Origin of the sequence: Mycobacterium sp. Root265 (assembly GCF_001428895.1) — a bacterium.
Taxonomy (GTDB): domain Bacteria; phylum Actinomycetota; class Actinomycetes; order Mycobacteriales; family Mycobacteriaceae; genus Mycobacterium.
In genome coordinates this window covers 147,023-172,455 of record NZ_LMJA01000022.1, presented here as the reverse complement: position 1 = coordinate 172,455, position 25,433 = coordinate 147,023, and the positions used below count along the sequence as shown (strand labels likewise).

Annotated in this window: 22 protein-coding genes and 1 pseudogene; 14 read left to right on the top strand and 9 right to left on the bottom strand. The window is 65.9% G+C overall.

Annotated features, from left to right (window positions below; genetic code table 11):
• Window positions 1-46: 46 nt before the first annotated feature.
• From ASE48_RS33465 to ASE48_RS17320, 8 genes and pseudogenes are all read left to right on the top strand, one after another.
• Window positions 47-292 (top strand): annotated as a pseudogene (locus tag ASE48_RS33465) (DNA-formamidopyrimidine glycosylase family protein); the annotation flags it as partial.
• Window positions 293-427: 135 nt separating this feature from the next.
• Complete coding sequence (locus ASE48_RS33460) at window positions 428-901, top strand: zinc finger domain-containing protein (protein ID WP_235571306.1); 474 nt, start codon at window positions 428-430, stop codon at window positions 899-901.
• Window positions 902-910: 9 nt separating this feature from the next.
• Complete coding sequence (locus ASE48_RS17345) at window positions 911-2,425, top strand: MFS transporter (RefSeq protein ID WP_057168338.1); 1,515 nt, start codon at window positions 911-913, stop codon at window positions 2,423-2,425.
• Window positions 2,418-3,638: a threonine/serine ThrE exporter family protein gene (locus tag ASE48_RS17340; RefSeq protein WP_235571290.1), complete on the top strand. Its 1,221-nt coding sequence runs from the start codon at window positions 2,418-2,420 to the stop codon at window positions 3,636-3,638. Before ASE48_RS17345 ends, ASE48_RS17340 begins: the two co-directional genes overlap by 8 nt.
• A 46-nt stretch (window positions 3,639-3,684) precedes the next feature.
• Entirely contained in the window at window positions 3,685-4,434 is a 750-nt protein-coding gene (locus ASE48_RS17335; protein ID WP_057168337.1) for an SDR family oxidoreductase, read from the top strand.
• Between the two features lie 85 nt (window positions 4,435-4,519).
• A complete protein-coding gene (locus tag ASE48_RS17330) occupies window positions 4,520-4,966 on the top strand; it encodes a hypothetical protein (protein WP_235571288.1) in 447 nt (148 codons plus the stop codon).
• Window positions 4,967-5,119: 153 nt separating this feature from the next.
• Window positions 5,120-5,422: a helix-turn-helix transcriptional regulator gene (locus ASE48_RS17325; RefSeq protein ID WP_057168336.1), complete on the top strand. Its 303-nt coding sequence runs from the start codon at window positions 5,120-5,122 to the stop codon at window positions 5,420-5,422.
• Window positions 5,406-5,945, top strand: coding sequence for a hypothetical protein (locus ASE48_RS17320; RefSeq protein WP_057168335.1), 540 nt, complete (start codon window positions 5,406-5,408; stop codon window positions 5,943-5,945). The genes ASE48_RS17325 and ASE48_RS17320 overlap by 17 nt, the downstream gene beginning before the upstream one ends.
• Before the next feature lie 3 nt (window positions 5,946-5,948).
• Here the strand turns inward: ASE48_RS17320 and pgi are convergent, their stop codons facing one another.
• Window positions 5,949-7,598: a glucose-6-phosphate isomerase gene (gene pgi / locus ASE48_RS17315; protein WP_057168334.1), complete on the bottom strand. Its 1,650-nt coding sequence runs from the start codon at window positions 7,596-7,598 to the stop codon at window positions 5,949-5,951.
• 50 nt (window positions 7,599-7,648) lie between these two features.
• On the opposite strand from pgi, the gene ASE48_RS17310 reads away from it, so the two are divergent.
• The 3 genes from ASE48_RS17310 to ASE48_RS17300 all read left to right on the top strand — a co-directional run bounded on the left by ASE48_RS17310 (window position 7,649) and on the right by ASE48_RS17300 (window position 11,293).
• Window positions 7,649-9,097 carry an NAD-dependent succinate-semialdehyde dehydrogenase gene (locus ASE48_RS17310; protein ID WP_057168333.1) on the top strand — a complete coding sequence of 483 codons (1,449 nt, stop codon included), beginning with the start codon at window positions 7,649-7,651 and terminating at the stop codon, window positions 9,095-9,097.
• A gap of 202 nt (window positions 9,098-9,299) precedes the next feature.
• A complete protein-coding gene (locus ASE48_RS17305; RefSeq protein ID WP_057168332.1) occupies window positions 9,300-10,280 on the top strand; it encodes a glycosyltransferase family 2 protein in 981 nt (326 codons plus the stop codon).
• A 260-nt stretch (window positions 10,281-10,540) separates the two neighbouring features.
• Window positions 10,541-11,293 (top strand): class I SAM-dependent methyltransferase, encoded by a 753-nt coding sequence (locus tag ASE48_RS17300; protein WP_057168331.1) that lies wholly within the window; start codon window positions 10,541-10,543, stop codon window positions 11,291-11,293.
• An 854-nt stretch (window positions 11,294-12,147) separates the two neighbouring features.
• On the opposite strand, the gene ASE48_RS17290 is transcribed toward ASE48_RS17300, so the two are convergent.
• From ASE48_RS17290 to ASE48_RS17280, 3 genes are all read right to left on the bottom strand, one after another.
• Window positions 12,148-13,215, bottom strand: a complete 1,068-nt coding sequence (locus ASE48_RS17290) for a rhamnan synthesis F family protein (protein ID WP_082614254.1) — start codon at window positions 13,213-13,215, stop codon at window positions 12,148-12,150.
• Window positions 13,216-13,218: 3 nt separating this feature from the next.
• Complete coding sequence (locus tag ASE48_RS17285; protein ID WP_057168328.1) at window positions 13,219-14,034, bottom strand: methyltransferase domain-containing protein; 816 nt, start codon at window positions 14,032-14,034, stop codon at window positions 13,219-13,221.
• Between the two features lie 382 nt (window positions 14,035-14,416).
• On the bottom strand, window positions 14,417-14,674 hold the full coding sequence (locus tag ASE48_RS17280; protein WP_057168327.1) for a chorismate mutase: 258 nt from the start codon (window positions 14,672-14,674) through the stop codon (window positions 14,417-14,419).
• 84 nt (window positions 14,675-14,758) lie between these two features.
• On the opposite strand from ASE48_RS17280, the gene pcrA reads away from it, so the two are divergent.
• A complete protein-coding gene (gene pcrA / locus ASE48_RS17275; protein WP_057168602.1) occupies window positions 14,759-17,098 on the top strand; it encodes a DNA helicase PcrA in 2,340 nt (779 codons plus the stop codon).
• Here pcrA and ASE48_RS17270 read toward each other — a convergent pair whose 3' ends face one another.
• Both ASE48_RS17270 and ASE48_RS17265 read right to left on the bottom strand, forming a co-directional pair.
• Window positions 17,099-17,671 (bottom strand): hypothetical protein, encoded by a 573-nt coding sequence (locus tag ASE48_RS17270; protein ID WP_057168326.1) that lies wholly within the window; start codon window positions 17,669-17,671, stop codon window positions 17,099-17,101.
• Window positions 17,672-17,681: 10 nt separating this feature from the next.
• Window positions 17,682-18,770 (bottom strand): M23 family metallopeptidase, encoded by a 1,089-nt coding sequence (locus ASE48_RS17265; RefSeq protein ID WP_057168325.1) that lies wholly within the window; start codon window positions 18,768-18,770, stop codon window positions 17,682-17,684.
• Between the two features lie 274 nt (window positions 18,771-19,044).
• Here ASE48_RS17265 and sucC point away from each other — a divergent pair, with 274 nt between their 5' ends.
• Both sucC and sucD read left to right on the top strand, forming a co-directional pair.
• A complete protein-coding gene (gene sucC / locus ASE48_RS17260; RefSeq protein WP_057168324.1) occupies window positions 19,045-20,208 on the top strand; it encodes an ADP-forming succinate--CoA ligase subunit beta in 1,164 nt (387 codons plus the stop codon).
• A 14-nt stretch (window positions 20,209-20,222) separates the two neighbouring features.
• Window positions 20,223-21,125 carry a succinate--CoA ligase subunit alpha gene (gene sucD, locus ASE48_RS17255; RefSeq protein WP_057168323.1) on the top strand — a complete coding sequence of 301 codons (903 nt, stop codon included), beginning with the start codon at window positions 20,223-20,225 and terminating at the stop codon, window positions 21,123-21,125.
• Between the two features lie 64 nt (window positions 21,126-21,189).
• On the opposite strand, the gene ASE48_RS17250 is transcribed toward sucD, so the two are convergent.
• The 3 genes from ASE48_RS17250 to ASE48_RS17240 all read right to left on the bottom strand — a co-directional run bounded on the left by ASE48_RS17250 (window position 21,190) and on the right by ASE48_RS17240 (window position 25,306).
• Window positions 21,190-23,058 carry a S9 family peptidase gene (locus ASE48_RS17250; protein ID WP_235571282.1) on the bottom strand — a complete coding sequence of 623 codons (1,869 nt, stop codon included), beginning with the start codon at window positions 23,056-23,058 and terminating at the stop codon, window positions 21,190-21,192.
• 65 nt (window positions 23,059-23,123) lie between these two features.
• Window positions 23,124-24,188 (bottom strand): ATP-binding protein, encoded by a 1,065-nt coding sequence (locus ASE48_RS17245; RefSeq protein WP_327049652.1) that lies wholly within the window; start codon window positions 24,186-24,188, stop codon window positions 23,124-23,126.
• A 2-nt stretch (window positions 24,189-24,190) separates the two neighbouring features.
• Window positions 24,191-25,306, bottom strand: a complete 1,116-nt coding sequence (locus ASE48_RS17240) for an ATP-binding protein (RefSeq protein ID WP_057168600.1) — start codon at window positions 25,304-25,306, stop codon at window positions 24,191-24,193.
• Between the last annotated feature and the right edge of the window lie 127 nt (window positions 25,307-25,433).

Genomic DNA, 25,433 nt, shown 5'->3' with positions numbered 1-25,433 from the left:
ACGATATAGGTGCTCGCGCCGGAGCCACTCGAGTCACACTGGTGACATGCCCGAACTGCCCGAAGTGGAGGCGCTCGCCGATCATCTGCGTCGGCACGCCCTCGGCAAGGTCGTCAGCAGGGTCGACATCTCTGCGCTGTCGGTGCTCAAGACCTTCGATCCGCCGGTCAGCGCGCTGCACGGCAACGAGGTCACCGGCGCGGCCCGGTGGGGTAAGTACCTCGGTCTGCAGGTCGGCGAGCTCTACCTGATCACGCATCTGTCCCGGGCCGGTTGGCTGCGCTGGTCGGACAAGCTGGCACCGACCCCACTGAAACCCGGCAAGGGCCCGATCGCGCTGCGCGTCCACCTGGGCGAGGCCCAGGGCTTCGACCTGACCGAGGCCGGCACCCAGAAACGGCTGGCCGTCTGGGTCGTCCGGGACCCGATGGACGTCCCGCAGATCGCCGGCCTGGGGCCCGACGCGCTGGCACTGGGCCCCGAGGACCTCGCGCAGGTGCTCTCGGCTCAGGGCGGCCGCATCAAGACCGTCATCACCGACCAGAAGGTGATCGCCGGTATCGGCAACGCCTACAGCGACGAGATCCTGCACGTGGCCAGGCTGTCGCCGTTCGCGACCGCCAACAAACTCTCGGCCGCGCAACTGGCCGACCTGCACGACGCGATGTCCTCGGTGCTCACCGATGCGGTGTCGCGTTCGGTGGGGCAGCAGGCCGCAACGCTGAAAGGGGAGAAGCGTTCCGGGCTGCGGGTGCACGCCCGCACCGGGCTGCCGTGCCCCGTCTGCGGAGACACCGTGGCCGAGGTGTCGTTTGCGGACAAGTCGTTCCAGTACTGCCCGACCTGCCAGACCGCGGGCAAAAAGCTGGCCGACCGGCGGATGTCGCGTCTGCTCAAGTAGTTTGCTGCTGTGACCCAACCGCAGTGGGTGTCCGGCACCGCCGCGACGATGACGATTGTCGCGACCGGTCTGGGTGCCAGCATCACCGCTGCCGATCCGGTGATCCTGTCGGCGAACATCTCGGCGGTCCGGGAAGGCCTGCACCTGTCGTCGGGCACCGCCAGTTTCGTCGCCAGCGTGGCCACCCTGTCCCTGGCGGCCGGTGTGCTCGGCGCCGGCGCCCTCGGCGACAAGTACGGCATGAAGCGGATGTTCTCGCTCGGCCTGACGGGCACGGTCGTCTTCGGTGTGCTGGCCGCGCTGGCGCCGAACGCGGGAGTGCTGATCGTGGCCCGCGCCGGGGTGGGGCTGGCGTTCGCCCTGCAACTCGGGCTGGCGCTGGCCATCGTCAACGTCGTCTTCCCGCCCGAGCGCCGGGCGACCGCCATCTCACTGCACCTGGGCGCGGGGTTCGTCGCGGCCGTGCCGATGCCTGCCATCGGCTCCCTGCTGGCCGAGCACATCGGTTGGCGCACCTGCTTTCTGGTGGCCCCGGCGCTGGCGCTGGTCGCACTGGCCATGGTGCGCACGTACGTGCCGGAGACACCGCGCGCCGAGCGGCGACTCGACGTCGTCGGGCTGCTGCTGGTCGCCGTCGCCCTGTCGGGAACCGTCTTCGGGCTCTCCCGGCTCCAAAGCGGACTGACCGCCGAGGTGGTGGGGGCGCTTGCCATCGGGCTCCTCGCCGCGGTGGCGTTCGTGATCGTCGAACGACGCACCCCCAGCCCCGCCCTGGATCTGCGGATCTTCGCCTCCGGTCCGTTCAACGCCGCCGTCGTCGCCGGAATCGCGTTCAACTTCCTCAGCGGCGGCGTGACCGTGCTGCTGGCCTTCTACCTGGTCGCGGTGCGCGGTGAAGCACCCACCGCGCTGGGTCTCCTGATGGCGCCCGCCGCGCTGCTGTCGGCCGTTGCGGCCGCGGCGGCGGGCCGGGCCGCGGTACGGCTCGGGCAGCGGGCCGTGCTCGTCAGCGGGTTGGGGTTGCTGGTCGCAGGACTGCTGGTGCTCACCCGGCTCGGCGAGCAGAGCTCACTGTGGGTGCTGTTCGCGGCGGTGGCCTTCAATGCCGTCGGCGCTGCCGTCGTCGAGACCATCGAGGCGACGGTCATGTTGCAGACCGCCCCTGTCGAGCTGAGCGGCGCGGTCGCAGCGGTGAAAAGTGCTGTCGGACAGGCGGCCTACTCGATGGGGCCGGCCCTGTTCGCGCTCGTCGGCACCACCGTCTTCGTGCATTCCGCCGCCGACAGGCTCGCCGGCAGCGGGATCAGCGAAGGGCAGGCGCGGGAGGCGTTGCGGGCGGCCCACGGGGGCGCCGGTTCGACCGCGGGCACCAATGTGCTGGACCCGCGGCGGGCCCGCGAGGTGGTGGACGGCGCGCACGCCGGCATGATCGAGGCCATCCACACCCTGGGCTGGACGCTGACCGCGGTGCCGCTGGCGGCCATCGTGGCGGCGCTGATCCTGATAAGGCCCGCCCGTGCCTGAGGTCGACGATCCCACCGTCATCGAGTTCATCGCCAAACTCGGCTCGGCCATGCTCAGCGCGGACTACTCGGTCAACGTCGTGCGCTCCACGCTGGAGGCCTATGCCGACCGGCGCGGTATCGAATGCCCGATGCTGGTGCTGCCGAACTTCATCCAGGCCGGGGACCGGCACCAGACCACGGTCGTCCGCCGGGACAGCCCGCTGCGCTACGACCAGACCTTCCCGTTGGGCGATCTGGTCAACCGCGCCGAGCACGGGCAGCTCGAGCCCGCGGACGGGCTGGCCGAGCTCGACCGCATCCACGCGCTGCCGCGGCGCTACCCCGGCTGGGTCGGGGTGATCGGCTACGGGCTGCAGAGCGCGGCGTACGCGCTGATCCTGCAACCCACGGTGGTGTCGCTGGTCGCGGCGACCGTTTTCGGGTTGATCGTCGGACTGCTGGAACTGATCACCCGGGGCAACGCGTCGCTGCGGCATCTGTTGCCCGCGCTGAGTGCCTTCCTGGTCACCTACGTCGCGTTCAGTCTGGGGCGGCTGCTGCACATGGGGCATGACAGCCTGCGCGTGCTGATCGCGCCGCTGACGCTGTTCCTGCCCGGGGTGGCGATCACGCTGGCAGTCATCGAATCCTTCACCGGGGAAGTGGTGTCCGGGTCGGCGCGACTGATGGCCGGGTTCACCCGGTTGGCCCAGCTGGCGCTGGGCATCCTGATCGCGGTCCAGCTGCTGGGCCTGTCGTGGTCGGAGCTGGTCGACACCCAGGCCAACACGCTCGGTGGGTGGGCGCCGTGGCTGGGCGTCGCGGTCTACGCCGTCGGCATCCTGCTGCATCTGGGACCGCCGCTGGGCTTCATGCCGTGGCTGACGCTGGTCCTGTTCATCGCCTATGGCGCCCAGGCGCTGACCGCCGCATTCTTCGGCGGCTACGCAAGCGGATTCGGCGGCGGCCTGATCCTGATGCTCTGCGCGATCGCGCTGAGCCGGCTGTCCATGACACCGGCCGCCCAGGTGGTGCTGGCGCCGGGCTTCTGGCTGCTGGTGCCCAGCTCGGTCGGCATGATCGGGGTCGCCGAGCTGGCGTCCGGGCAGGGCGGCACCGCCATCACCGTGATGCTGGTGTCGATGATGTCCATCGGGCTGGGCTTCACCACCGGTTTCGCGCTGTGGAACATGTTCGGCCGCCGGGGCGGCGCGAAGGACTTCGTCGACTGAGCCCGCGCATTTCGGGCAGATGTATAACTCGGTTATTCTTCTGCGCATGACCCGCCAGAAGATCCTCATCACCGGTGCAAGCTCCGGCCTGGGCGCCGGCATGGCGCGTGCCTTCGCGGCCAAGGGCCGTGACCTGGCACTGTGCGCCCGCCGTGTGGAGCGCCTCGAAGAACTCCGCGCCGAGATCCTCGACAAGCACCCGTACGCCAAGGTCGCCATCGCCGCGCTCGACGTCGACGACCACGAGGCCATCCCGCGGGTCTTCGGTGAACTGTCCGACGAACTCGGCGGTATCGACCGGGTCATCGTCAACGCCGGTATCGGTAAGGGCTGGCCGCTGGGCGAGGGAAAGCCGTGGGCCAACAAGGCCACCATCAACACCAACCTGATCTCGGGCCTGGCGCAGATCGAGACCGCGCTGGAGATGTTCAAGAAATCCGGCGCCGGGCACCTGGTGCTCATCTCGTCGGTGCTCGGTAACACCGGGGTGCCCGGGGGGAAGGCCGCCTACTGCGCGAGCAAGGCCGGCATGACCTCGCTGGGCGAATCCCTGCGCGCCGAGTACGACAAGGGGCCCATCCGGATCACCGTGATCGAGCCCGGCTACATCGAATCCGAGATGACCGCGAAGTCGGCGACCACTCTGTTGATGGTCGACAACGAGACCGGTGTGCGCAAGATGGTCGAGGCCATCGAGAAGGAAAAAGGCCGCGCCGTCGTGCCGTCCTGGCCGTGGGCGCCGATCACGCAGATCATGCGACTGCTGCCGCCGAAGTACACCAAGCGCTTCGCCTGACGCCGTAAACAATTTCCGTTTTCAAGATGTTTAGCTCATCTATGCCCGTGGTAACCGTTCTTTCATGATGGTGAAACTGACGAAGATGACGACATTTGTGTTCGCCGGTGCCGCGGGAGCGGCCATCGCGTTCTCGCCGATCGCCGGAGCAGAGCCCGCTCCGCCGCCGTGCTGGAACCCCGATGGCACGCCGTGTGCCAGCATCGGCACGGCAGGCCCGGGTGGCGCCAATGTGGCGATCCCCGGTGGCCCGGTCGGTGAGGCCGGCGCCGGTGGCGCCAGCGGTGTGATTCCGGGTGGTCCCGGTGGCGAAGCCGGTCCCGGTGGCGCCAGCGGCGTGATCCCCGGTGGCCCCGGTGGTTCGGCAGGGCCTGAGGGTGCAACCGGCTCGATTCCCGGTGGCCCGGCAGGTACGGCCGGTCCCGGCGGAGCGAGCGGTGGGATTCCCGGCGGTCCGGTCGGTAGTGCAGGCCCCGGTGGAGCCAGTGGCTGCATCCCCGGTGTCGGGTGCGCCACCATCCCCGCCCCGTAACACGTAAATACGCTCCCGAAATTCACGAAATGGCTGTTCCCGGTGCCCCGGGGACAGCCATTTCGCGCATTTCGGGCCAGGTCCTTCGGCGGCCGGTGATCAGACCGTGGCGTTTGCTTGACAAGTTGTTGTGTTTTCCCAACAATTGATTGCATGAGTCCGGTGCGTCGGGGAGAGCAACTTCCCATCCACAACCGCATCGGTGTGCTGCGCGCCGAGCGGCGGATGACGCGAGCCCAACTCGCGGAACTCATCGAGGTCAACCCGCAGACCGTGGGGGCGCTGGAGCGGGGCGATCACTATCCCAGCCTCGATCTGGCGTTCCGGATCTGTGATGTCTTCGACCTGCCGGTGGAGGCCGTCTTCTCGCGCACCGCATTCACCCCCCTGTCAGCCGAGCTCTACGGCACCAGACACCGAGCGGAAGGAAGTGGCGCGCATGACGACTCCCACTGAGCAGGGCATTCTCGAGCGATACCAGAACTACCGCTCCCGCCGGGTGCTCAAGGCCGAACGTGCCTATGCCGAAGGGCTGCCCGGGTGGCGCACCCAGCGCCGACGCCGGCTCCTGGTCACGCTCCTCATGGCGACGTTCGCGTTCATGGCTGTGGTCAGCCTGCTGTGCGCCCTCGGGGTCGACTGGGCGCCGCTGCTGTGGCTGCCCGCGTGCGTGGTGTACTTCCCGCTGCTGTGGGTGCTGCAGCTGGTGTCGGGACGGCGTGGCGATGCCGCCGCATCCGAGCTCGACGAGTTCGAGATCGCGCAACGCAACAGCGCGCGTTCGGCAGGCCTGGCGGTGACGCAACTGCTGATGCTGGTGCCGATCTTCTATCTGATCTTCGGCGCCGTCATCACTGACGGCGCAGACCCGGACATGGCCTACGCCGGCGGCCTCATGGCGTTGACCGTCCTGCTCATCGGCGGAACGACGCCCGCGATGATCCTCGGCTGGACGCGCCCGGATCCGGAGCGGGAGTAGCCGTTACGCGCTGCGGCCGCGCTCGCTCCGGTAGTGCCGCACCAGGGCATCGGTGGAGCTGTCGCTCTGCTCGGCCGGTGCCGCGTCGTCGGTGAGCACCGGCAGCAGCGCCTTGGCCTGGGTCTTGCCCAGTTCCACACCCCATTGGTCGAACGAGTCGATGCCCCAGATCACACCCTCGGTGAAGACCTGGTGCTCGTAGAGCGCAATCAGCTGGCCCACCACCGAGGGCGTCAGTTTGGTCGCCAGGATCGATGTCGTCGGGCGGTTGCCCGGCATCACCTTGTGTGGCACCACATCGGCCGGGGTCCCTTCACCCGCGATCTCCTCGGCGGTCTTGCCGAACGCCAGCACCTGGGTCTGGGCGAAGAAGTTGCTCATCAACAGGTCGTGCATGCTGCCGGTACCGTCGGCGGTCGGCAGGTCGTCGGTGGGCTGGGAGAACCCGATGAAATCGGCGGGAATCAGCCGGGTGCCCTGATGCAGCAACTGGTAGAACGCGTGCTGGCCGTTGGTTCCCGGTTCGCCCCAATAGATCTCACCGGTGTCGGTGGTGACGGGGGTGCCGTCGGCGCGCACCGACTTGCCGTTGGACTCCATCGTCAGCTGCTGCAGGTAGGCCGCGAACCGGGACAGGTCGTTCGAGTAGGGCAGCACCGCGCGGGACTGCGCGCCGAAGAAGTTGTTGTACCAGAGCCCGATCAGGCCGAGCAGCACCGGCGCGTTCTCGGCCAGCGGTGCGGTGCGGAAGTGCTCGTCGACCAGATGGAACCCGGCCAGGAACTCCGCGAACCGTTCCTTGCCGATGACCGCCATCACACTCAGGCCGATCGCCGAGTCCACCGAGTACCGGCCGCCGACCCAGTCCCAGAAGCCGAACATGTTGTCGGTGTCGATGCCGAACTCGTCGACCAGCTTCTTGTTGGTGGACACCGCCACGAAATGCTTGGACACGGCATCATCGCCGAGCGTCGCGGTGAGCCAGCGCCGCGCCGCGGTGGCGTTGGTCAGCGTTTCCAACGTGGTGAACGTCTTCGAGGCGATCACGAAAAGCGTTGTCGCCGGGTCGAGACCGTCGAGTGTGGCGACCAGGTCGGCGGGGTCGACATTGGAGACGAACCGGGCCGAGATGCCGACGTCGGCGTAATGGCGCAGCGCGTCGTACACCATCACCGGGCCCAGATCCGAGCCGCCGATCCCGATGTTCACGACGGTGGCGATGCGTTCGCCGGTGGCGCCCGTCCACTCGCCGGACCGCAGCCGGTCGGTGAAGGTGCCCATCGCGTCGAGCACCTCGTGCACGTCGGCGACGATGTTCTGTCCGTCGACCTCCAGCTCGGCGCCCTTGGGCAGCCGCAGCGCGGTGTGCAGTACCGCGCGGTCCTCGGAGGTGTTGATGTGGGTGCCGGAGAACATCGCGTCGCGGCGTCCCTCCAGGTCGGCGGCCCTGGCCAGATCGGCCAGCAGGCCCAGGGTTTCGCGCGTCACCCGGTGCTTGCTGTAGTCGATGTAGAGGTCGCCGACGGTGAGGGTGAGTTCGGTGCCACGGGCCGGATCCTCGGCGAAGAGCTCCCGAAGATTCTTCGACGCAACCGCGTCATGGTGGCGTTGCAGCGAATGCCATGCGGCCGTTTCGGTGATGTCAGCACTCATTCTTCTGACCTTAGTGCGGCGCCCGGATCGAGGGTGTACATGATGGATGTATGCGCATTGAAGACTTGATTTCATCCGTGCCCACCGGACTGTGGATCGGCGGTGAGGAGCGGGCAGGCTCGTCCACCTTCGACGTGCTCAATCCCGCGACCGACGAGGTGATCACCTCGGTGGCCGACGCGACCGCCGAAGACGGCATCGCCGCACTGGACGCCGCCGCGGCCGCGCAGGGCGACTGGGCCGCCACCCCGGCCCGCGAACGCGGCGAGATCCTGCGGTCGGTCTTCGAAACCCTCACCGCGCGAAGCGAAGACCTCGCCACCTTGATGACCCTGGAGATGGGCAAGGTGATCGCCGAGAGCCGCGGCGAGGTCAAGTACGGCGCCGAGTTCTTCCGCTGGTTCGCCGAGGAGGCGGTGCGCATCGCCGGCCGCTACACCCCGGCGCCGGCGGGCAACGGCCGCATCCTGGTCACCAAGATGCCCGTCGGCCCCTGCTACGCCATCACCCCGTGGAACTTCCCGCTCGCGATGGGCACCCGCAAGATCGGCCCGGCCCTGGCCGCCGGCTGCACCATGCTGGTCAAGCCCGCCCAGGAGACGCCGCTGACCATGCTGCTGCTGGCCAAGCTGATCGACGAGGCCGGCCTGCCCAAGGGCGTGCTGTCGGTGCTGCCGACCACCAAGCCCGGCGACCTGACCGGCGCCCTCATCGACGACGGCCGACTGCGCAAGCTGACCTTCACCGGGTCAACCGGGGTGGGCAAGGCCCTGGTGAAACAGTCCAGCGACAAACTGCTGCGCACCTCGATGGAACTCGGCGGCAACGCCCCGTTCGTGGTCTTCGACGACGCCGATGTCGACGCCGCGGTCGAGGGCGCCCTGCTGGCCAAGATGCGCAACGGCGGCGAGGCGTGCACCGCGGCCAACCGCTTCCACGTGGCCAACGCGGTGCGCGAGGAGTTCACCGACAAGCTGGTCAAGCGGATGAGCGAGTACACCCTGGGCAACGGCCTGGAGGATTCCTCGACACTGGGCCCGCTGATCTCGGCCAAGCAGCTCGGCATCGTGGCCGACCTGGTTTCCGACGCGGTGTCGCGCGGCGCCGAGGTGGCGGTCGGCGGGGTGGCTCCGGGCGGACCCGGGCACTTCTACCCGGCCACCGTGCTGGCCGACGTGCCCGCCGATGCCCGCATCCTCAAGGAGGAGGTCTTCGGGCCCGTCGCGCCGATCACCGGGTTCGACACCGAGGAGGAGGGCATCGCCGCGGCGAACGCCACCGAATACGGCCTGGCGTCCTACATCTTCACGCAGTCCCTGGACCGGGCGCTGCGGGTCGCGGAGTCCGTGGAGGCCGGCATGGTCGGGGTGAACCGCGGTGTGATCTCGGATGCGGCCGCCCCGTTCGGCGGTATCAAGGAATCCGGGTTCGGGCGCGAGGGTGGTTCGGAAGGTATCGAGGAGTACTTGGAGACCAAGTACATCGCCTTCACAAGCTGATAAGACCTGACCAAGTCAGTTGGCGGGGCTACCATGTCCGGTCGAATAACGAACAATTTGCGTGTGGGCTAATTACAGTGGCAGGAACTGACACGTTGTCGGTCATTCATGCTTACAATCTCCCTGGCTGCAGAGCGAAAGCTAGCCGCAGTCGAGTTCGACGCCAAGAGAACGCGTCGACGAGCCGGGGGGGTATAAGAGGTTGTCTCTTCTCGATACTGACGCGACGATCGTCGCAGTACCGACGGGGTCAGTCCGTGTACCCACGGTATCGATCTGCGTCCCCACGTACCGCAACGCGGCAACGATCGCACGGTGCCTCGACAGTGCCCTCGCGCAGGCCGGCGTCGATTTCGAGATCCTCGTGGTGGACGACGCGTCCTCAGACGGCACCACCGATGTGGTCAAGGAATTGTTGCGGCCGGGAGATCGACTGGTGGTCAACGACTCCCGCCTCGGACTCGTCGGGAACCACAACAGGTGTCTCGAGTTGGCGCGTGGCACATACGTGCAATTCGTCCATGGCGACGATTGGTTACTTCCGGGGGCCCTCGATAGGTTGGTCGGCGTCCTGCAGGATGCGGATGCCGGAATGGCCTTCGCGCCGCGGAGAATCGACACCGAGGACGACGGATGGGTCCAGCGGTACGGCCAATTGCACACGCATTTCAGAGATCTCGCCGCGTGCAACGACGGACGCCGACTGGCAATGCAAATCGCGCTCCGCGGGACGCACCACAACTGGGTGGGCGAGCCCACCTGTGTGATGTTTCGCCGCGATCTGGCGCTCGACGCCGGACCATTCCGCGACGACATCTACCAACTGCTGGATCTGGATTACTGGCTGCGGCTCATGGTTCGGACAACGGTCTGCTTTGTTCCGGCGGAGCTCTCGGTGCGCAGCCACACGGCGGCGACGGAAACGATTCGTAACAAAGCTCTTTCCAAGGATTGGCTGGATCAGCTGCGTGTCATCACGTGGATGGTTGTGGACCCAGCGGCGCCGACGCGCATCCGCATCGTCAATGCGCTGTGGTGGGTTCTGATCTGGCCGCGCCTGGTGGTGGAGGGTGCGGTACTGGGGCCGCAACGTTGGGCGCGGTTCAAGGAGGCTCTGTCAGCGCCGTTTCGCGAGTTTGGGCGCGCCAAGCGGCTTTTGGACAAAACCCGAGTTGGAGCCTGACGTACCTGAAAGCCGACTGCGGCCGAAGATCCACACGTCGGACGAATGGTCGGTAGAGTCATGTCTCAGCCGACCGGGGGTGCCGTGACTGCCGCTTATTGTGACGAGCCCAACTGTGATGTGCGTTTTCTGGTTGCGACGCAAAGGCTGTGCGCATCCGTCTGGAGTGGGGCAGGAGCAGAATCGTGTTGAACTGAGTACGGCGATATACGCGGCGTCTTGTCGAAAACGGGCGGTACCCATATTTCGGTCGCCGGTGGATGCTTCGCACACTAGGTACTGACCTCGGCGCAGGGGAAACCTGGAGTGCTTCCGACCCGCCGCTACCGGGCGGTGAACTTTCCGAGATCTTCTCCCAGACGGACAATGTTCACAAGTGGGCTCACTACCTGCCCAGCTATGACTTGGTATTGGCACCGTGCAAGTCGCGACCAGTGCGAATGCTCGAGATCGGGGTGGCCCGTGGCGGATCGTTGCAGATGTGGCGGCGTTATCTGCACCCGGACTCTGTCATTGTCGGGATCGATATCGATCCGAGCACCGCGCAATTCGACGATCCGTCGACAGCACAGCACGTCCGCATAGGTGGACAGCAGGACATATCGTTTCTGAAGTCGGTCAACGCGGAGTTCGGGCCGTTTGACGTAATCCTTGACGACGGCAGCCATGTTGCTTCTCACTTGAAGGGCTCGTTTCGATACCTGTTTCCGAACGCCTTAGCTGACGGCGGTGTGTACGTGGTCGAGGACATTCATACGAACTACTGGGTCGGCTGGCGTGACACTCCGACGACGTTCGTCGACTTCACCAAGTCGCTGGTGGACGCGATGCACGCGCCGTACCAAGCGGCGCGTACAGAAACGGACTTCCGATCGGGAGGGGCTAATCGGTTGAAAGAGGTGCGAGTTCCGCGTGCTGCAAAGCTGATCGACAAGATCGAATTCTACGACTCCGTAGCGGCCGTCCACCGAGCGAAAACACCACGCGACTTACCGCGCTCGGTTTATCGGTAGGTGCGGCACGCAGGGTGGGCGTGGCGCTCACCAATGTATCCAGGGTGGCGACCGCAAGGCTGAAAGAGACGCAGTTCCCTCGCTGGGGCCTTCTGGGACCGTCCTGCTGTTTGGCCTCATTCTCCGCGCGCAAACGGAATCTGAGACTCGCGGTGACCTTCTCGAGACTGGCGCACCCTTCGGAGAGAGCTCGATCGTCCTGGGGTGCCACGCAGGGGCTGACGACAAAGTCATCATCTGCGACGTCTTCAACGCCGATGAAGGTGACATCGACATCTCGGGAGAGAACGTGCATTCGTACGCCGGCCTTACCCGCAGCAAGTTCGAGGGTAACTACCGGCAGTGGGTGTCCCGGCCGCCGATTGTCATTGCTGAAACTCTCGCTGGGCATCACCGAACATATCGATCCCCTATCGCTGCGATGTCAGGGGACTAATGAAGGACCACGGCGTGGTCGTTATGGACGACTTCCGTGCGATCCGCACCCCAGAAGTTGCTGCGGCAGCGTGCGAGGCAGTGGCCGACGGTGGATTGATACCGATAGCGACCGCGGAGCAGAGATTCTACAGAACCTGGAATCCCAACGTCGCTGCCGCAACATGTGATCGCCTGAGGCCTAGGTGTGCGGCGCAGGAGGGGCGGGTCAACTGCGGCATCCAGATCGCGGCCGAAACCCACCTGTTGATCATCGAGGACCCAACGATCAGGACACGGCAGGCGAGTTGAGCAATGCGTGCCGGCGGTTCTGCGAACGATCGGCGCCGGGCACGCGGCGCGTCCCTACCGGGCCACACACGACGCAACGAAATTCTGCCCGCGTGAGTTCAGGAGGCAAGGTGGGTATGCAGATGAACTCAAAAGCCCGGCGACGGAGGCGCGTTGACCAGGCGCGGAGACTCCGTCGTCGCATCGCAACCCAGCCGATTCAGGTTGAACTGCACAAGGGCGTAGGGATAAGTCGTGTTCTCTTCGATGAACGCCCGCAGATGCTTCAGCGAGTCGTGCTGCGGAGACCCGGTGCGGGGCAGAACGGTTTTGATGAACGGGTACCGGAGATGTTTGATGAGCCCGTCGTAGAAGTACAGCGAGTTATTGACCTGAGGTTCGGCGAACTTTTGCGACCATTGATGGTCCGGCACCCGTTTTTGGGCGTCCCTGATGGCATCCGCCGAAACGAATGGTTTGATGCGGAGTCTCGCCTTGTGCGCACGCCGGGACAGTCCGATCTCACATCTCTGAATCAGCCTGTTCTTATTGACGGTGTAGCGGAAATTCTCCCAAAAATCGTTCAAGAACGGTCGAGTGCGCGAATTAAGGTCCCACGCGAGGAAGAAAGATTGCAGGTGTGGGCCTTGCTCCAGGCTCTCTATAGAGCCGTACATGTCGGCATCCTGGAACGAGTCCCACATCTCCTCCAGCGGAAAAAGGGGCCCGTAAACACTGTCGTTGGCCAGGACCAGGCGGTCGAACTGGTCGAGCGACCAGCCATGCGCACGCAGGATATTCCAGCCGAGGTGCCATGAGCCGAAGTCGAGAGAAAGTGTGCGACGGGTGTAGATACCGGCGCATATCGAACGAAGGGGTGCGACCGATTCTGGGGTGAGACTGGGTGACCCGGAGATGAACACGATCGTGGTGCCAAGGCGATGCAGCGCCTGCAGGTAATAAACGACGTAGGGATCGACTATGCCGTGCGGGTCATAGTGGGCGAACAGGACGAGAGCACCACGTCTCCGAGGTGGCTGAGGCGGTATGTCCTGGTGGGTCTGGCAGATGAAGCGATGCGCATCGTGGTCCACGTGGTGGCGGACGGAATTCAGGTGCCGGGCAAACCACCCGTACTGCTCAAAGACAACACCGGCCTGTCCGGGCGCGAGAATTCCGGGCATTTCAACTCTGGAATCTTTGTCGACGCCTGACATTGGTCACGCTCGTTTCTTTGCCAGTGCGAAGAAGTCAGTGTGCACTTTTGCGGCATGTTCGATCTCGAAACCCGTGTGATCCAACAGTCGTCTGATGAGCGCGGCGTCGAAGACATGATGATGGAGGGTGCGATTATAATAATTCTTGAGGCTGCGCTCTCGGAAATTAGACTTGTCACCGGCAAGGGGATCCCTGGACAAATCGTGGAGTTCCAGGATTTCGTCTAGATGGGTGAGGTCGTCTTCGGCGACATCTCGCGAGAAGTCGTCAAGCAGATGCTCAAAGTGCGTCACCGGGCGGCGGTGATCGAAATTGCTCTTCTTGTTCGGCAGTACCAGAACGAGCGCCCCGCCCGGTTTGATTACCCGCCGCCACTCGGTGAGCGCCCGGATGGGGTTGGCAACGTGCTCGAGGCAATTCGAGGACAACAGGAAATCATATGTAGACGTAGGAATTTCGCCTAGATCCGTGGCGTCGGCAACGAATTGATGTCCGGTCCTAGAGTCCGCGTAGGCGAAGGTGTCGCCAGCTTCGATATGACCCTCCCAGACGGTGTCGCAGGAGAAGTTGACACCGTCGAGCGCGCCCACGAAATGGTACAGGGGGAGCGTTGTCCTGAAGACGTTGCTTGGTCCGCCGACTTCGATTCCACGTCTACGTTCGACGACTGGCCTGTAGGCCTTGTTGATTGGAAAGCGCCAGCGCTCATAACGAAAGTAACCGTACGGGTCGATTCTCTTCGTCGACGCCTTCGCATTAAAGCTAAAACCCATGAATCCCCAAGTCCCCGACCGTTGCCCAATGGTCTGCGAGTCCACTGAGGTGGTCAGTCTGACACCGTTGTCGGGACAGTACCGTATGCCAGCGGGTAGGGCGCAGGCTTTGAACGTGAACGGTTAATTACCGTATGTGTCCATCAGTCCTCGCCGTTGTCGCCTCATGTGAATAACGTTGCGAAGTCAACTAAGGCGATTAGCCGTCTAGCGGTAACATGCGCAAGATGCGTGGAAGTAGATTCACCTAGCTAGGCAAATCGAGTAGCTGACACGTACGACTTCGAGGATTCGCATTCGCTTCGACCCCGCGGGATCCAAGATCGGCTAGTTGCGAGTTCAACCAAGGTCGACACCAATCCTGAAGCCGGGCGCGACAGGGACTGGCGCCGGCACATGCAGTCTTGCGCCGATGGAAAAAGGTGGGTCAGTGCCCAAGCCGCCCACGGCCCAGGCGTAACAGCAGCATGGCCAGGTCTTTGCCCTCCGGGCCGAGCTCGCTGTAGCGCTCGATGACCTTCATCTCCCGGCTGTGCACCAGCCTGGTGCCACCGGAGGCCATCCGGGCCTTGCCGATGATCCGGGAAACCTCGGTCCGGCGCTTCACCGCGGCCAGGATCGCGGCGTCCAGTTCGTCGATCTCCAGACGGAGATCGTCGATGTCGGCGGTGGGCTCGGGTAGCACGAACCGAGTGTGCCACCCGGCGCAGATTCGGTGCAAAGCCGGGTCACGGGGATGTCACCGTTCAGCGGTAGATTCGAGACCGAAATGACATCGCTTTCTCACGCACCAGCTCACGCGTCCGGTGGGGCCTCCGAAACCGACCAGCTGCTGGACGGGCTCAACCCGCAGCAGCGCCAGGCGGTACTGCACGAAGGGTCCCCGCTGCTCATCGTGGCCGGCGCCGGGTCGGGCAAGACCGCGGTGCTGACCCGGCGCATCGCCTACCTGCTGGCCGCCCGCGAGGTGGGCGTCGGCCAGGTGCTGGCCATCACGTTCACCAACAAGGCAGCCGCGGAGATGCGGGAGCGCGTCGTGGCCCTGATCGGGCCGCGCGCCCGCAGCATGTGGGTGTCCACGTTCCACGCCACCTGCGTGCGCATCCTGCGTAACCAGGCCTCGCTGCTGCCCGGGCTGAACTCCAACTTCTCCATCTATGACGCCGACGATTCGCGGCGGCTGCTCATGATGATCGCCAAGGACATGGGCCTGGACACCAAGCGGTACTCGCCGCGGCTGCTGGCCAACGGCATCTCCAACCTGAAGAACGAACTGATCGACCCCGATCAGGCCCTCGCCGATCTCACCGAGACCGCCGACGTCATGTCCAAGACGGTGGCCTCGGTGTTCGGTGAGTACCAGCGCCGGCTGCGGGCGGCCAACGCGCTGGACTTCGACGACCTCATCGGTGAGACGGTCGCTGTGCTGCAAGCCTTTCCGCAGATCGCCCAGTACTACCGGCGGCGCTTCCGGCACATCCTGGTCGACGAGTACCAGGACACCAACCATGCCCAGTACATGCTGGTGCGCGAACTCGTCGGCGTGGAGACCACCCAGGACGGGGTGACACCGGGTGAGCTGTGCGTGGTAGGCGACGCGGATCAGTCGATTTACGCGTTCCGCGGCGCGACGATCCGCAACATCGAGGATTTCGAGCGCGACTACCCGAACGCGACAACGATTCTGCTGGAACAGAATTACCGTTCCACGCAGACCATCCTGAACGCCGCCAACGCCGTCATCTCCCGCAACGCCGGGCGCCGCGAGAAGCGCCTGTGGACAGATTCCGGTGAGGGCGAACTGATCGTCGGCTATGTCGCCGACAACGAACACGACGAGGCGCGGTTCGTCGCCGAGGAGATCGACGCGCTGGCCGACGGCCACCAGGTGAAGTACTCCGACGTGGCGGTCTTCTACCGGACCAACAACTCTTCGCGTGCGCTGGAAGAGGTCTTCATCCGCGCCGGCATCCCGTACAAGGTCGTCGGCGGAGTGCGGTTCTACGAGCGCAAAGAGATCCGCGACATCGTGGCCTATCTGCGGGTGCTCGACAACCCCGGCGATGCGGTGAGCATGCGGCGCATCCTGAACACCCCGCGCCGCGGTATCGGCGACCGGGCCGAGGCCTGCGTGGCGGTGTACGCAGAGAACACCGGCGGCAGCTTCAACGATGCCCTGCAGGCCGCCGCCGAGGGCCGGGTGCCGATGCTGAACACCCGGTCGGAGAAGGCGATCGCCTCGTTCACCCAGCTGCTCGACAGTCTGCGCGGCGGCCTGGACGGTGAGCTCGGCGATCTGGTCGAGGCCGTGCTGGACCGCACCGGGTACCGGCGCGAACTCGAAGCCTCCAGCGACCCACAGGACCTGGCGCGGCTGGACAACCTGAACGAACTCGTCAGCGTCGCACACGAATTCAGCATCGACCTGGCCAATGCGCAGGCGTTACGCGACGAAGAGGGCATACCCGAGGACGAGGACGTTCCCGACACCAGCGTGCTGGCCCAGTTCCTGGAGCGGGTGTCGCTGGTCGCCGACGCCGACGGTATCCCCGAACACGAATCCGGTGTGGTCACCATGATGACGCTGCACACCGCCAAGGGCCTGGAGTTCCCGGTCGTTTTCGTGACCGGCTGGGAGGACGGCATGTTCCCGCACATGCGGGCACTGGGAGATCCCACCGAGCTGTCCGAGGAACGCCGGCTGGCCTACGTCGGGATCACCCGCGCCCGGCAGCGGCTGTACCTGAGCCGGGCCAAGGTGCGCTCCTCCTGGGGTCAGCCGATGCTCAACCCGGAATCGCGGTTCCTGCGCGAGATCCCGGAGGACCTGATCAACTGGCGCCGCGTCGAGGCGCCGTCGGCGGCGTTGAGCGCTCCACGGGTGGGACGGTTCGCCGACAGTGCCCGGCCCGCGCCGGTTCCGGCCAAGGCCCGCAACCGGGCCATCATCACGCTGGAACCGGGAGACCGGGTCACCCACGACAAGTACGGGCTCGGGCGCGTCGAAGAGGTCTCCGGGATGGGGGAGTCGGCGATGTCGCTGATCGACTTCGGCAGCGCCGGACGCGTCAAGCTGATGCACAACCACGCGCCGGTGCAGAAGCTCTAACTAGATCCGGGTCCAGTCCCGGGTACTCGGCAACAGCGCGAGCACGATGGCCGAGACCGGCAGCAGTGGCATCGCGTACACCACGGGATGCAGTTTGGCGCCCGCGAGGAACAGGCTGCCGAAGATGAGCAATGCGATGGCGGCACCGACGGCGATCAACAGCCGACCCATCCGGCGCTGCAGCAGCAGCGCGATCAACCCACCGATACCGGCGGCCGCCGAGATGGCGGTGAGGAAACCGATGGCGACGCAGAACAACAGATCGGTGTTCCACCACCCGGCGATCAGATCGGTGGCGATGACGGCGGTGGCCCACCCGCTCAGAATGCTCAGCACAGCGGCCGCGATGGCGGTGGCCGGTCCCGGCGTGCGAAGCGGGGGCACCGCGACCGGGATGGGGCGCGGGATGTAGGTGGTTTGTCCCGTCTCGGCAGGGGTACGCACAAACGACGTGCGGTCGTCACTCAGCGAGGGAGGGGTGAGCGCGGGAAAGGAACCGGTGGGGGTCCGGCGGATGATGCGAGGGTGTTCAGCCGACGGTTCGGCGGGTGGATCCGGGGTCACATCACCCAACGTACGTTTTCTAGCCGACGTAGTTGCCGGGGCTGAGCCCCCGCTGCGCCAGCCACGGCACCGGGTCGATCCGGTTGGAGCCGTTCATCAGCACCTCGAAGTGCAGATGCGGGCCGGTGGAGTTGCCGCGGTTGCCCATGGTCGCGATCTGGTCGCCGGCCATGACGCGCTGGCCCTTGCTGACCAACCAGGTGTTGATGTGGCCGTAGAGCGTCACGGTGCCGTCCGAGTGGCGCAGCTTCACCAGCGCGCCGTAACCGGCCGTCGGGCCGACCTCGACGACGACGCCGTCGCTGGCCGCCATGATCGGGGTGCCGATCGGACCGGCGATGTCGATACCGCCGTGCAGCACACCCCAGCGGTAACCGAAACCGGACGTCCACACGCCCTTGGTGGGCATCGCGAACAGCGGACGCGCCAGGCGTGCCTCGCGCTCGGCGCGCTCCTGGGCGAATGCGGCGGCCTTGTTGATCTCCTCGGCGTGGATGGCGCCCGAAGCGACCGGCTGCACCGCGACGATCTGCATACCGTCCGGGGAGCCGCTGATGGCCGCACCGTTGATGAGGGCGTTGTCCGCGGCCAGCACCGTGTCGGTGGTCGGGGTGGTGTCCGGGTTGCTCAGTGAGTACGCGCCGGAGGCGGTCGCGCCGGCGGCCATGGCCGCGATCATCAGGCGGCTCTTGACCGCGCCGACGGTCTGCTTGCGGTGGGCGCCGCCGCTGCGCTGATGGGTGCCGCGCATGTCGATCACGTCGGTCAGGGCGTTGCCGTCACTGAGGTCGGTGTGACTATCGCGATAGGCGTGCGAGGAACCGAGATCCTTGCCGACATCGCCGGTCGGCGTCGTCTGTGACCGGAATTCGGTGGGCACGACCAGCCGCAGCGGCACCAGATCGTCGGTGTCGTGGAGGTCGTCGAGCTCGGGCGCGGCGATCACACGCTGTTCTTTATCGAACGCGGAGCTGTCGCGAAAGTCCAGGTCATGGAGGTCGCCGAACTCATTGAACGGGATGATGTCGGTGACTTCCGCGGGACTTTGGGTGGAGAGCCCTTTCGTCGCTGTCCCCCTGAGGGTTCGGGACGAACTGTGCTCAGCCAACCTGGAATGTCCTTAGCGTCGTGACCTGTCCGTTATCAAGACCAGTAGGCACGTTAACCAAATCCCAATGTTGGTGGCAACTTAAGTGAGCATTCCCACCGTGAATGTGACTTGTATCACCAAGCGGCCCCGGTGAGATGTACCACATGAGCGGTAGGCGATGACGGCGGTCGACACCGGGATGGATACAGTGCCAGCGAGCCTGTCGCGGCCTTCCGGCCGGTCCGGCGGCCCACTTCATAAGTCATTCGCACCGACGCAACTTAGGAAGCTCATGGATCTTTTCGAATACCAGGCGAAAGAACTGTTCGCCAAGCACAACGTTCCCACGACGCCCGGCCGGGTGACCGAATCCGCCGAGGACGCCAAGGCGATCGCCGAGGAAATCGGCAAGCCGGTCATGGTCAAGGCGCAGGTCAAGGTCGGCGGCCGCGGAAAGGCCGGCGGCGTGAAGTACGCGGCCACCCCCGCCGACGCGCTGGAGCATGCCACCAACATCCTGGGCCTCGACATCAAGGGCCACATCGTCAAGAAGCTGCTGGTCGCCGAGGCCAGTGACATCGCCGAGGAGTACTACATCTCCTTCCTGCTCGATCGCTCCAACCGCACCTACCTGGCCATGTGCTCGGTCGAGGGCGGCATGGAGATCGAAGAGGTCGCCGCCACCAAGCCCGAGCGCCTCGCCAAGGTGCCCGTCGACGCCGTCAAGGGTGTCGATCTGGCCTTCGCGCGTGAGATCGCCGAGAAGGGCCACCTGCCCGCCGAGGTGCTCGACGCCGCGGCCGTGACCATCCAGAAGCTCTGGGAGGTGTTCATCGGCGAGGACGCCACCCTGGTGGAGGTCAACCCGCTGGTGCGCACCCCCGACGATCAGATCTTGGCGCTGGACGGCAAGGTCACCCTGGACGCGAACGCCGACTTCCGGCAGGCCGGCCACGCCGAGTTCGAGGACAAGGACGCCACCGATCCCCTCGAGCTCAAGGCCAAGGAGAACGACCTCAACTACGTCAAGCTCGACGGCGAGGTGGGCATCATCGGTAACGGCGCCGGCCTGGTCATGTCGACGCTGGACGTCGTCGCCTACGCCGGTGAGCATCACGGCAACGTGAAGCCCGCCAACTTCCTGGACATCGGCGGCGGCGCCTCGGCCGAGGTGATGGCCAACGGTCTGGACGTCATCCTGGGCGACAGCCAGGTCAAGAGCGTCTTCGTCAACGTCTTCGGCGGCATCACCGCCTGTGACGCGGTCGCCAACGGCATCGTCGGCGCGCTCAAGAAGCTCGGCGACAGTGCGAACAAGCCGCTCGTGGTCCGCCTGGACGGCAACAACGTCGAAGAGGGCCGTCGCATCCTCGATGAGGCAAACCACCCCCTGGTCATCCAGGCCGACACCATGGACGCCGGCGCCGACAAGGCCGCCGAGCTGGCCAACAAGTAAGGGAGCCAACAAAGATGTCTATCTTCCTGAACAAGGATTCCAAGGTCATCGTCCAGGGCATCACCGGCGGTGAAGGCACCAAGCACACCAAGCTGATGCTCAAGGCCGGCACCCAGATCGTCGGTGGCGTCAACGCCCGCAAGGCCGGCACCACGGTCAAGCACGAAGACAAAGACGGCAACGAGATCGAGTTGCCGGTGTTCGGTTCGGTGGCCGAGGCCATCAAGGAGACCGGCGCCGACGTGTCGATTGCCTTTGTGCCGCCGGCCTTCTCGAAGGACGCCATCATCGAGGCCATCGACGCCGAGATCCCGCTGCTGGTCGTCATCACCGAGGGCATCCCGGTGCAGGACAGCGCCTATGCGTGGGCCTACAACGTCGAGAAGGGCGAGAAGACCCGCATCATCGGGCCGAACTGCCCCGGCATCATCACCCCCGGCGAGTCGCTGGTCGGCATCACGCCGAACAACATCACCGGCAAGGGCCCGATCGGACTGGTCTCCAAGTCCGGCACCCTCACCTACCAGATGATGTACGAACTGCGCGATCTGGGCTTCTCCACCGCCATCGGCATCGGCGGCGACCCGGTCATCGGCACCACCCACATCGACGCCATCGAGGCGTTCGAGAAGGATCCCGAGACCAAGCTGATCGTGATGATCGGCGAGATCGGTGGCGACGCCGAGGAGAAGGCCGCCGCCTACATCCAGGCCAACGTCACCAAGCCGGTCGTCGGCTACGTCGCGGGCTTCACCGCTCCCGAGGGCAAGACGATGGGCCACGCCGGCGCCATCGTGTCCGACGGTGCGGGCACCGCGGCCGGTAAGCAGGAGGCTCTGGAGGCCGCCGGCGTGAAGGTCGGCAAGACCCCGTCGGAGACCGCCGCCAAGGCGCGCGAGCTGCTGGCAGGCCTGTAGGCACCGAGCACGCGAAAAGCCCCTGGAATCACTGCGATTCCAGGGGCTTTTACGTGTTCCGGGTCTACAGGTGCTTGGCCAGGAACTTCTCCACGGCGTGGTACATGTCGATGTTGTTGTCCGGGTTGAGGAATCCGTGTCCCTCGTCCTCCTTGACCATGTACTCGACCTCGACGCCACGATCGCGCAGGGCCGCAACCATGTTGTCGGACTCGGCCTGCACCACGCGAGAGTCGTTGGCGCCCTGCACCACCAGCAGCGGGGTGCGGATCTGATCGACCCGGGTGATCGGCGAGCGGGCCAACATATCGGCCTCCTGTGCGGGATCCTTCGGGTCGCCGACGTAGAGGTTCCAGTTGTTGGCCAGGAACCGGCGGCCGACGTCGGGCAGCGTGCGCATGAAGTTGGGCAGGCTGGAGATCCCGACGTAATCGATGGCCGCGGCGAAGACGTCCGGGGTGAACGTGACACCGACCAGGGTGGCGTATCCGCCGTAGGAGCCGCCGAAGATGGCCACCCGGTCCCGGTCGGCGAAGCCCTGCTTGACCGCCCAGTCCACCGCATCGATCAGATCGTCGTGCATCTTGCCGGCGAACTCGCCGATCGCGGCCTGGGTGAACGACTTCCCGTAGCCGGTGGATCCGCGAAAGTTGACCTGCAGCACCGCATATCCGCGGTTGGCCAGCAGCTGCACGTCCGGCTGATAGCCCCAACAGTCCCGCGACCACGGGCCGCCGTGCACCAGCAGCACCAGCGGCAGGTTCTCCGGCGGCACGCCCACGGGCAGCGTCAGATACGAATGCAGCTCCAGCCCATCGCGTGCGGTGACGGTGACCGGTTTCATCTCGGCCAGCGCGGCGGGATCCAGATGCGGGTAGGGCCGGAACAACAGTCGGCTCGCACCGGTCCCATGATCGTAGAAATACGTGACGTTCGGATCGCGGTCATGGCTGAAATTGACCACCCAGCGTTGCCCGCTGTCATCGCAGGACATGCCGGCCAGGTCACCGTCGGACAGCTTCGTGAGTGCCTGCAATACCTCCGCGAATTCGTCGTCGAGGGCGTGGATCACCTGTCGCTCACCGTAATAGCGAGCGCCGATCAACTCCCCGGTCCGCTCGCTGATGATGAACGGTGAGGGCAGCACCAACTGCGCGCCGAGGTCGAGCGTCGGGTGACTGTGCACCTCGGTCTCCTCCCCGGTGGCCACGTCGACGCGGGCCAGCCGGAGCCGGTCGCTGCCCTGATAGGAGCCCAGCCAGATGCCGGTGCCATCGGGGGAGACGGCGACGGGGTGGATGCCCAGCGGATAGTCCCTGCCCTCGTACACCCGGATGGGCCGCAACGTCTGGGTGGCCGAATCCCATTGCGATATCTCGACATCGCCTTCGGCGGTCAGGGTATTGGTGAACAGGTCACCGCCGGGCCCGCCGATCCAGCTGACGACGGTGCCGGGATTCTCGGCGAGCAGGGTGAGCTCACCGGTGGCGATGTCGAGTTCGAAGGCGTCGACCAGTTCGGCGTTCCGCGCGTTGTGCTGGACGAGTGCCTTGCCGGGACGGGCCTTGAGCAGTTCGTAGGAGGCGCGCACCCGGGGGAACGGGGTGAGGTCCACGGCCGGGGTGCCCGGCGCGTCCGGGTCCACCCGGTACACGTGCCAGTGCTCGTCGCCGCCGCTGTCCTGCATGTACAGCAGCCACCGCGAATCGTGGGTCCAGCTGTAGAAGTACACGCTGCGGGTCTCGTCGGCGGTGACGCAGCGGGGCTCCTGCTCACCGTCCACGTCCTGCACCCACACGTTGAGGCGGTTCCGCCACGGGGCGAGGTAGGCGATGCGGGTGCCGTCCGGGGAGATCGTGGCCCCGGCGCGTTCGGGCGGGCTGAAGAAGTCCTCGACGGAAATGATCGCGGGGGTGTGCGTCGTGTCGGTCACGAGGTCCTTTCTCGATGGAGTGTCACTAAGTGACATCTCCACAGTGTCACTAAGTGACAAGACCGTCAAGTGAGATGGGTGCCCTCGCGGTACCGGATGATGTGACGGACCAGGGGATCGGTGAGGTCATACCAGGTGGCGCGCCGGTCGCCGATAGCGGATTTGGCGGAGTCCACCCAGCGTGCCGCGGCCAGCCGCCCCAGCGCCGCGGCCGCCGACTGGTTCGAAACACCCACCGCGGCAGCGAGATCGGTGACCGTGCGGGCTCCGGGCCCGCGGGCCAGCTCCACCACCAGGCGCTGCTCGCCGGCGGGCAGGAGCCAGAGTTGCTGCTGGTATGCCGGTGACAACCGGTCCAGCAGTACGGCCTTGGCGGGCTCCAGCGCCGACAGGTCGGCGACATCCGCGGTCTCGGCGACGGTCTGCCACAACCGCGGCGAACCCCCGGCGAATTCGTAGATGGACTCCAGCCGGGCCAGTCCCTCGGGGGTGCCGACGTAGTCGGCCAGCGCGGGGTTGCGGGCGATGATCTGGGCGCCCTCGGCGGCGGTGAGATCGTCGAGTTCCTCGATGATGAACGAGCCGTACCAGGGGTGGGCGCGGGACGCGACGCCGGGGAACAGTGCCGGAGCGGTGCCGAGAATCGATACCGCCGTGGAGGTTTCGATCCAGGCGCGCAGGCTGCCCGCGCCGGATTCGCCGATCGCGTCGAACACCCGGTCCAGGTTCTCGATGACCAGCAGCACCATCCTGCCGTCGGCGATGTCGAGGATCACCCGCTCCAGTTCGATCACCTCGGTGCGCAGCGCGCCGGCCTGCGGTCGATAGGGCCGGATGAGCTCGACGAGCAGGTCGCCGTAGTGACCGATCGCCAGTGCGTCCTCGGGAAGACGCAGGGGCAGCACGCTTTCGGCGGTGGCGGTGTCGGACAGTGCACGGTGCACCGCCACCGCGACGGTGTGCGTCTTACCGCTGCCGCGCGGACCGATCAGCAAGGTGTGCGGCCGCGAGCCGTCGCGGGCGGCCGAGACGATCCGGTCGGTGAGTCGCTCGAGCAGGGGCCGGCGCCCGACGGTGCGGGCATCCAGTTCACCGGGGTCCACGGTGCCGGGGGAGAAGAGGATGCTCACCGTCACCTCCGCATGGCCAGCCAGGCGGACTGCACCAATCCCGATGCGAAGCAGTCCTCGTCGCCGGCCCGGCGCAGATAGTGGTCCTGCTCCAGGCGTTCGATGAACGACACCAACTGGTCGCGATCGCCGATGGTGGACCCCTCTGAACGCAGGAGGTGTGCCACGGTGTCGACACTGACGGGTCCCGCCGCGTGCGCGTAGATGTCCAGCAGGTTGGCGATGGCCGCGGCGTCGTCGCCGTAGTAGTTGCGCAAGCGGTCGCGGTAATGGCGCAGATCCCACGGATCGTGGGGGTCGGTCACCGCGGCCCGCAGCAGCGCCGGGATGTCGCCGGGGCGGACGGGGCCGTCGGTGCGCGCGGACGCCGCGACCAGATGCTGGATGTAGTACGGCACGTTCTCGGCGGTGGCGGCGATGGACTCGGCGACCAGGTGCGCATCGGTGCCGTCGACCCGGGCGCCCAGCATGAGGCACTCGGCCAGGTAGGTGGCGTGGTCATGGCGGATGGGGCCGACGGTGACCTTGCGGATGTCGTTGACCGAACTCAGGGCGTCGCCGGAGACGTGATGAAAGCCGATGGACCCGGACAGCACGGTGGCCAGCCGCCCGGTGTTGTCCTGCCGGAATCGCCGCAGCAGGTGCAGGAAGGCATCACCACCGCTGGCGCCTTCCCGCTCCAGATTCCGGGCCAGCACGGTCACCTCGTCGATGAACAGCACCAGGGGCCCGCTGCGGGCCCGGGCGACCGCGCGCTGCAGCAGATCGTCGAGGGCGGCCCCGGCCTGGGCGCGTTCGAAACGCACCGGCCCGGTGCCGAACGCGACCTTCCAGCGCTCGACCTCCTGGCGCAAGGCGCTGTCGATCCGGCCGAGTTCGCCGGCCAGGGCGGTGACGAATTCGGCGTAGGTCTGGCGTTCGGCGCTGACCGAGACCACGGTGAGCCCGCGCTGCCGCGCCGTGTGGGCGACCAGGCGGGCCAGGGAGGTCTTACCGTGGCGGCGGTCGCCGACCAGGGCCGCACCGCCGTGGGCCAGGCTGGACAGGATCTCCTGCTCTTCGCGGACGCGGCCGACCACGTTCTCCGGCGGCACCACGCCTCCGACCACCAGGGACATCGGCCGGGCGGTCCAATTCATCAGACAATCATACGCTCGTGTTGATGTACGTCAATCAAGTTGTACAACAAGGATGGTGTATTTTTGCTACTGGAGGTCAATCGGTTAGCCTGACGAACTAACACGT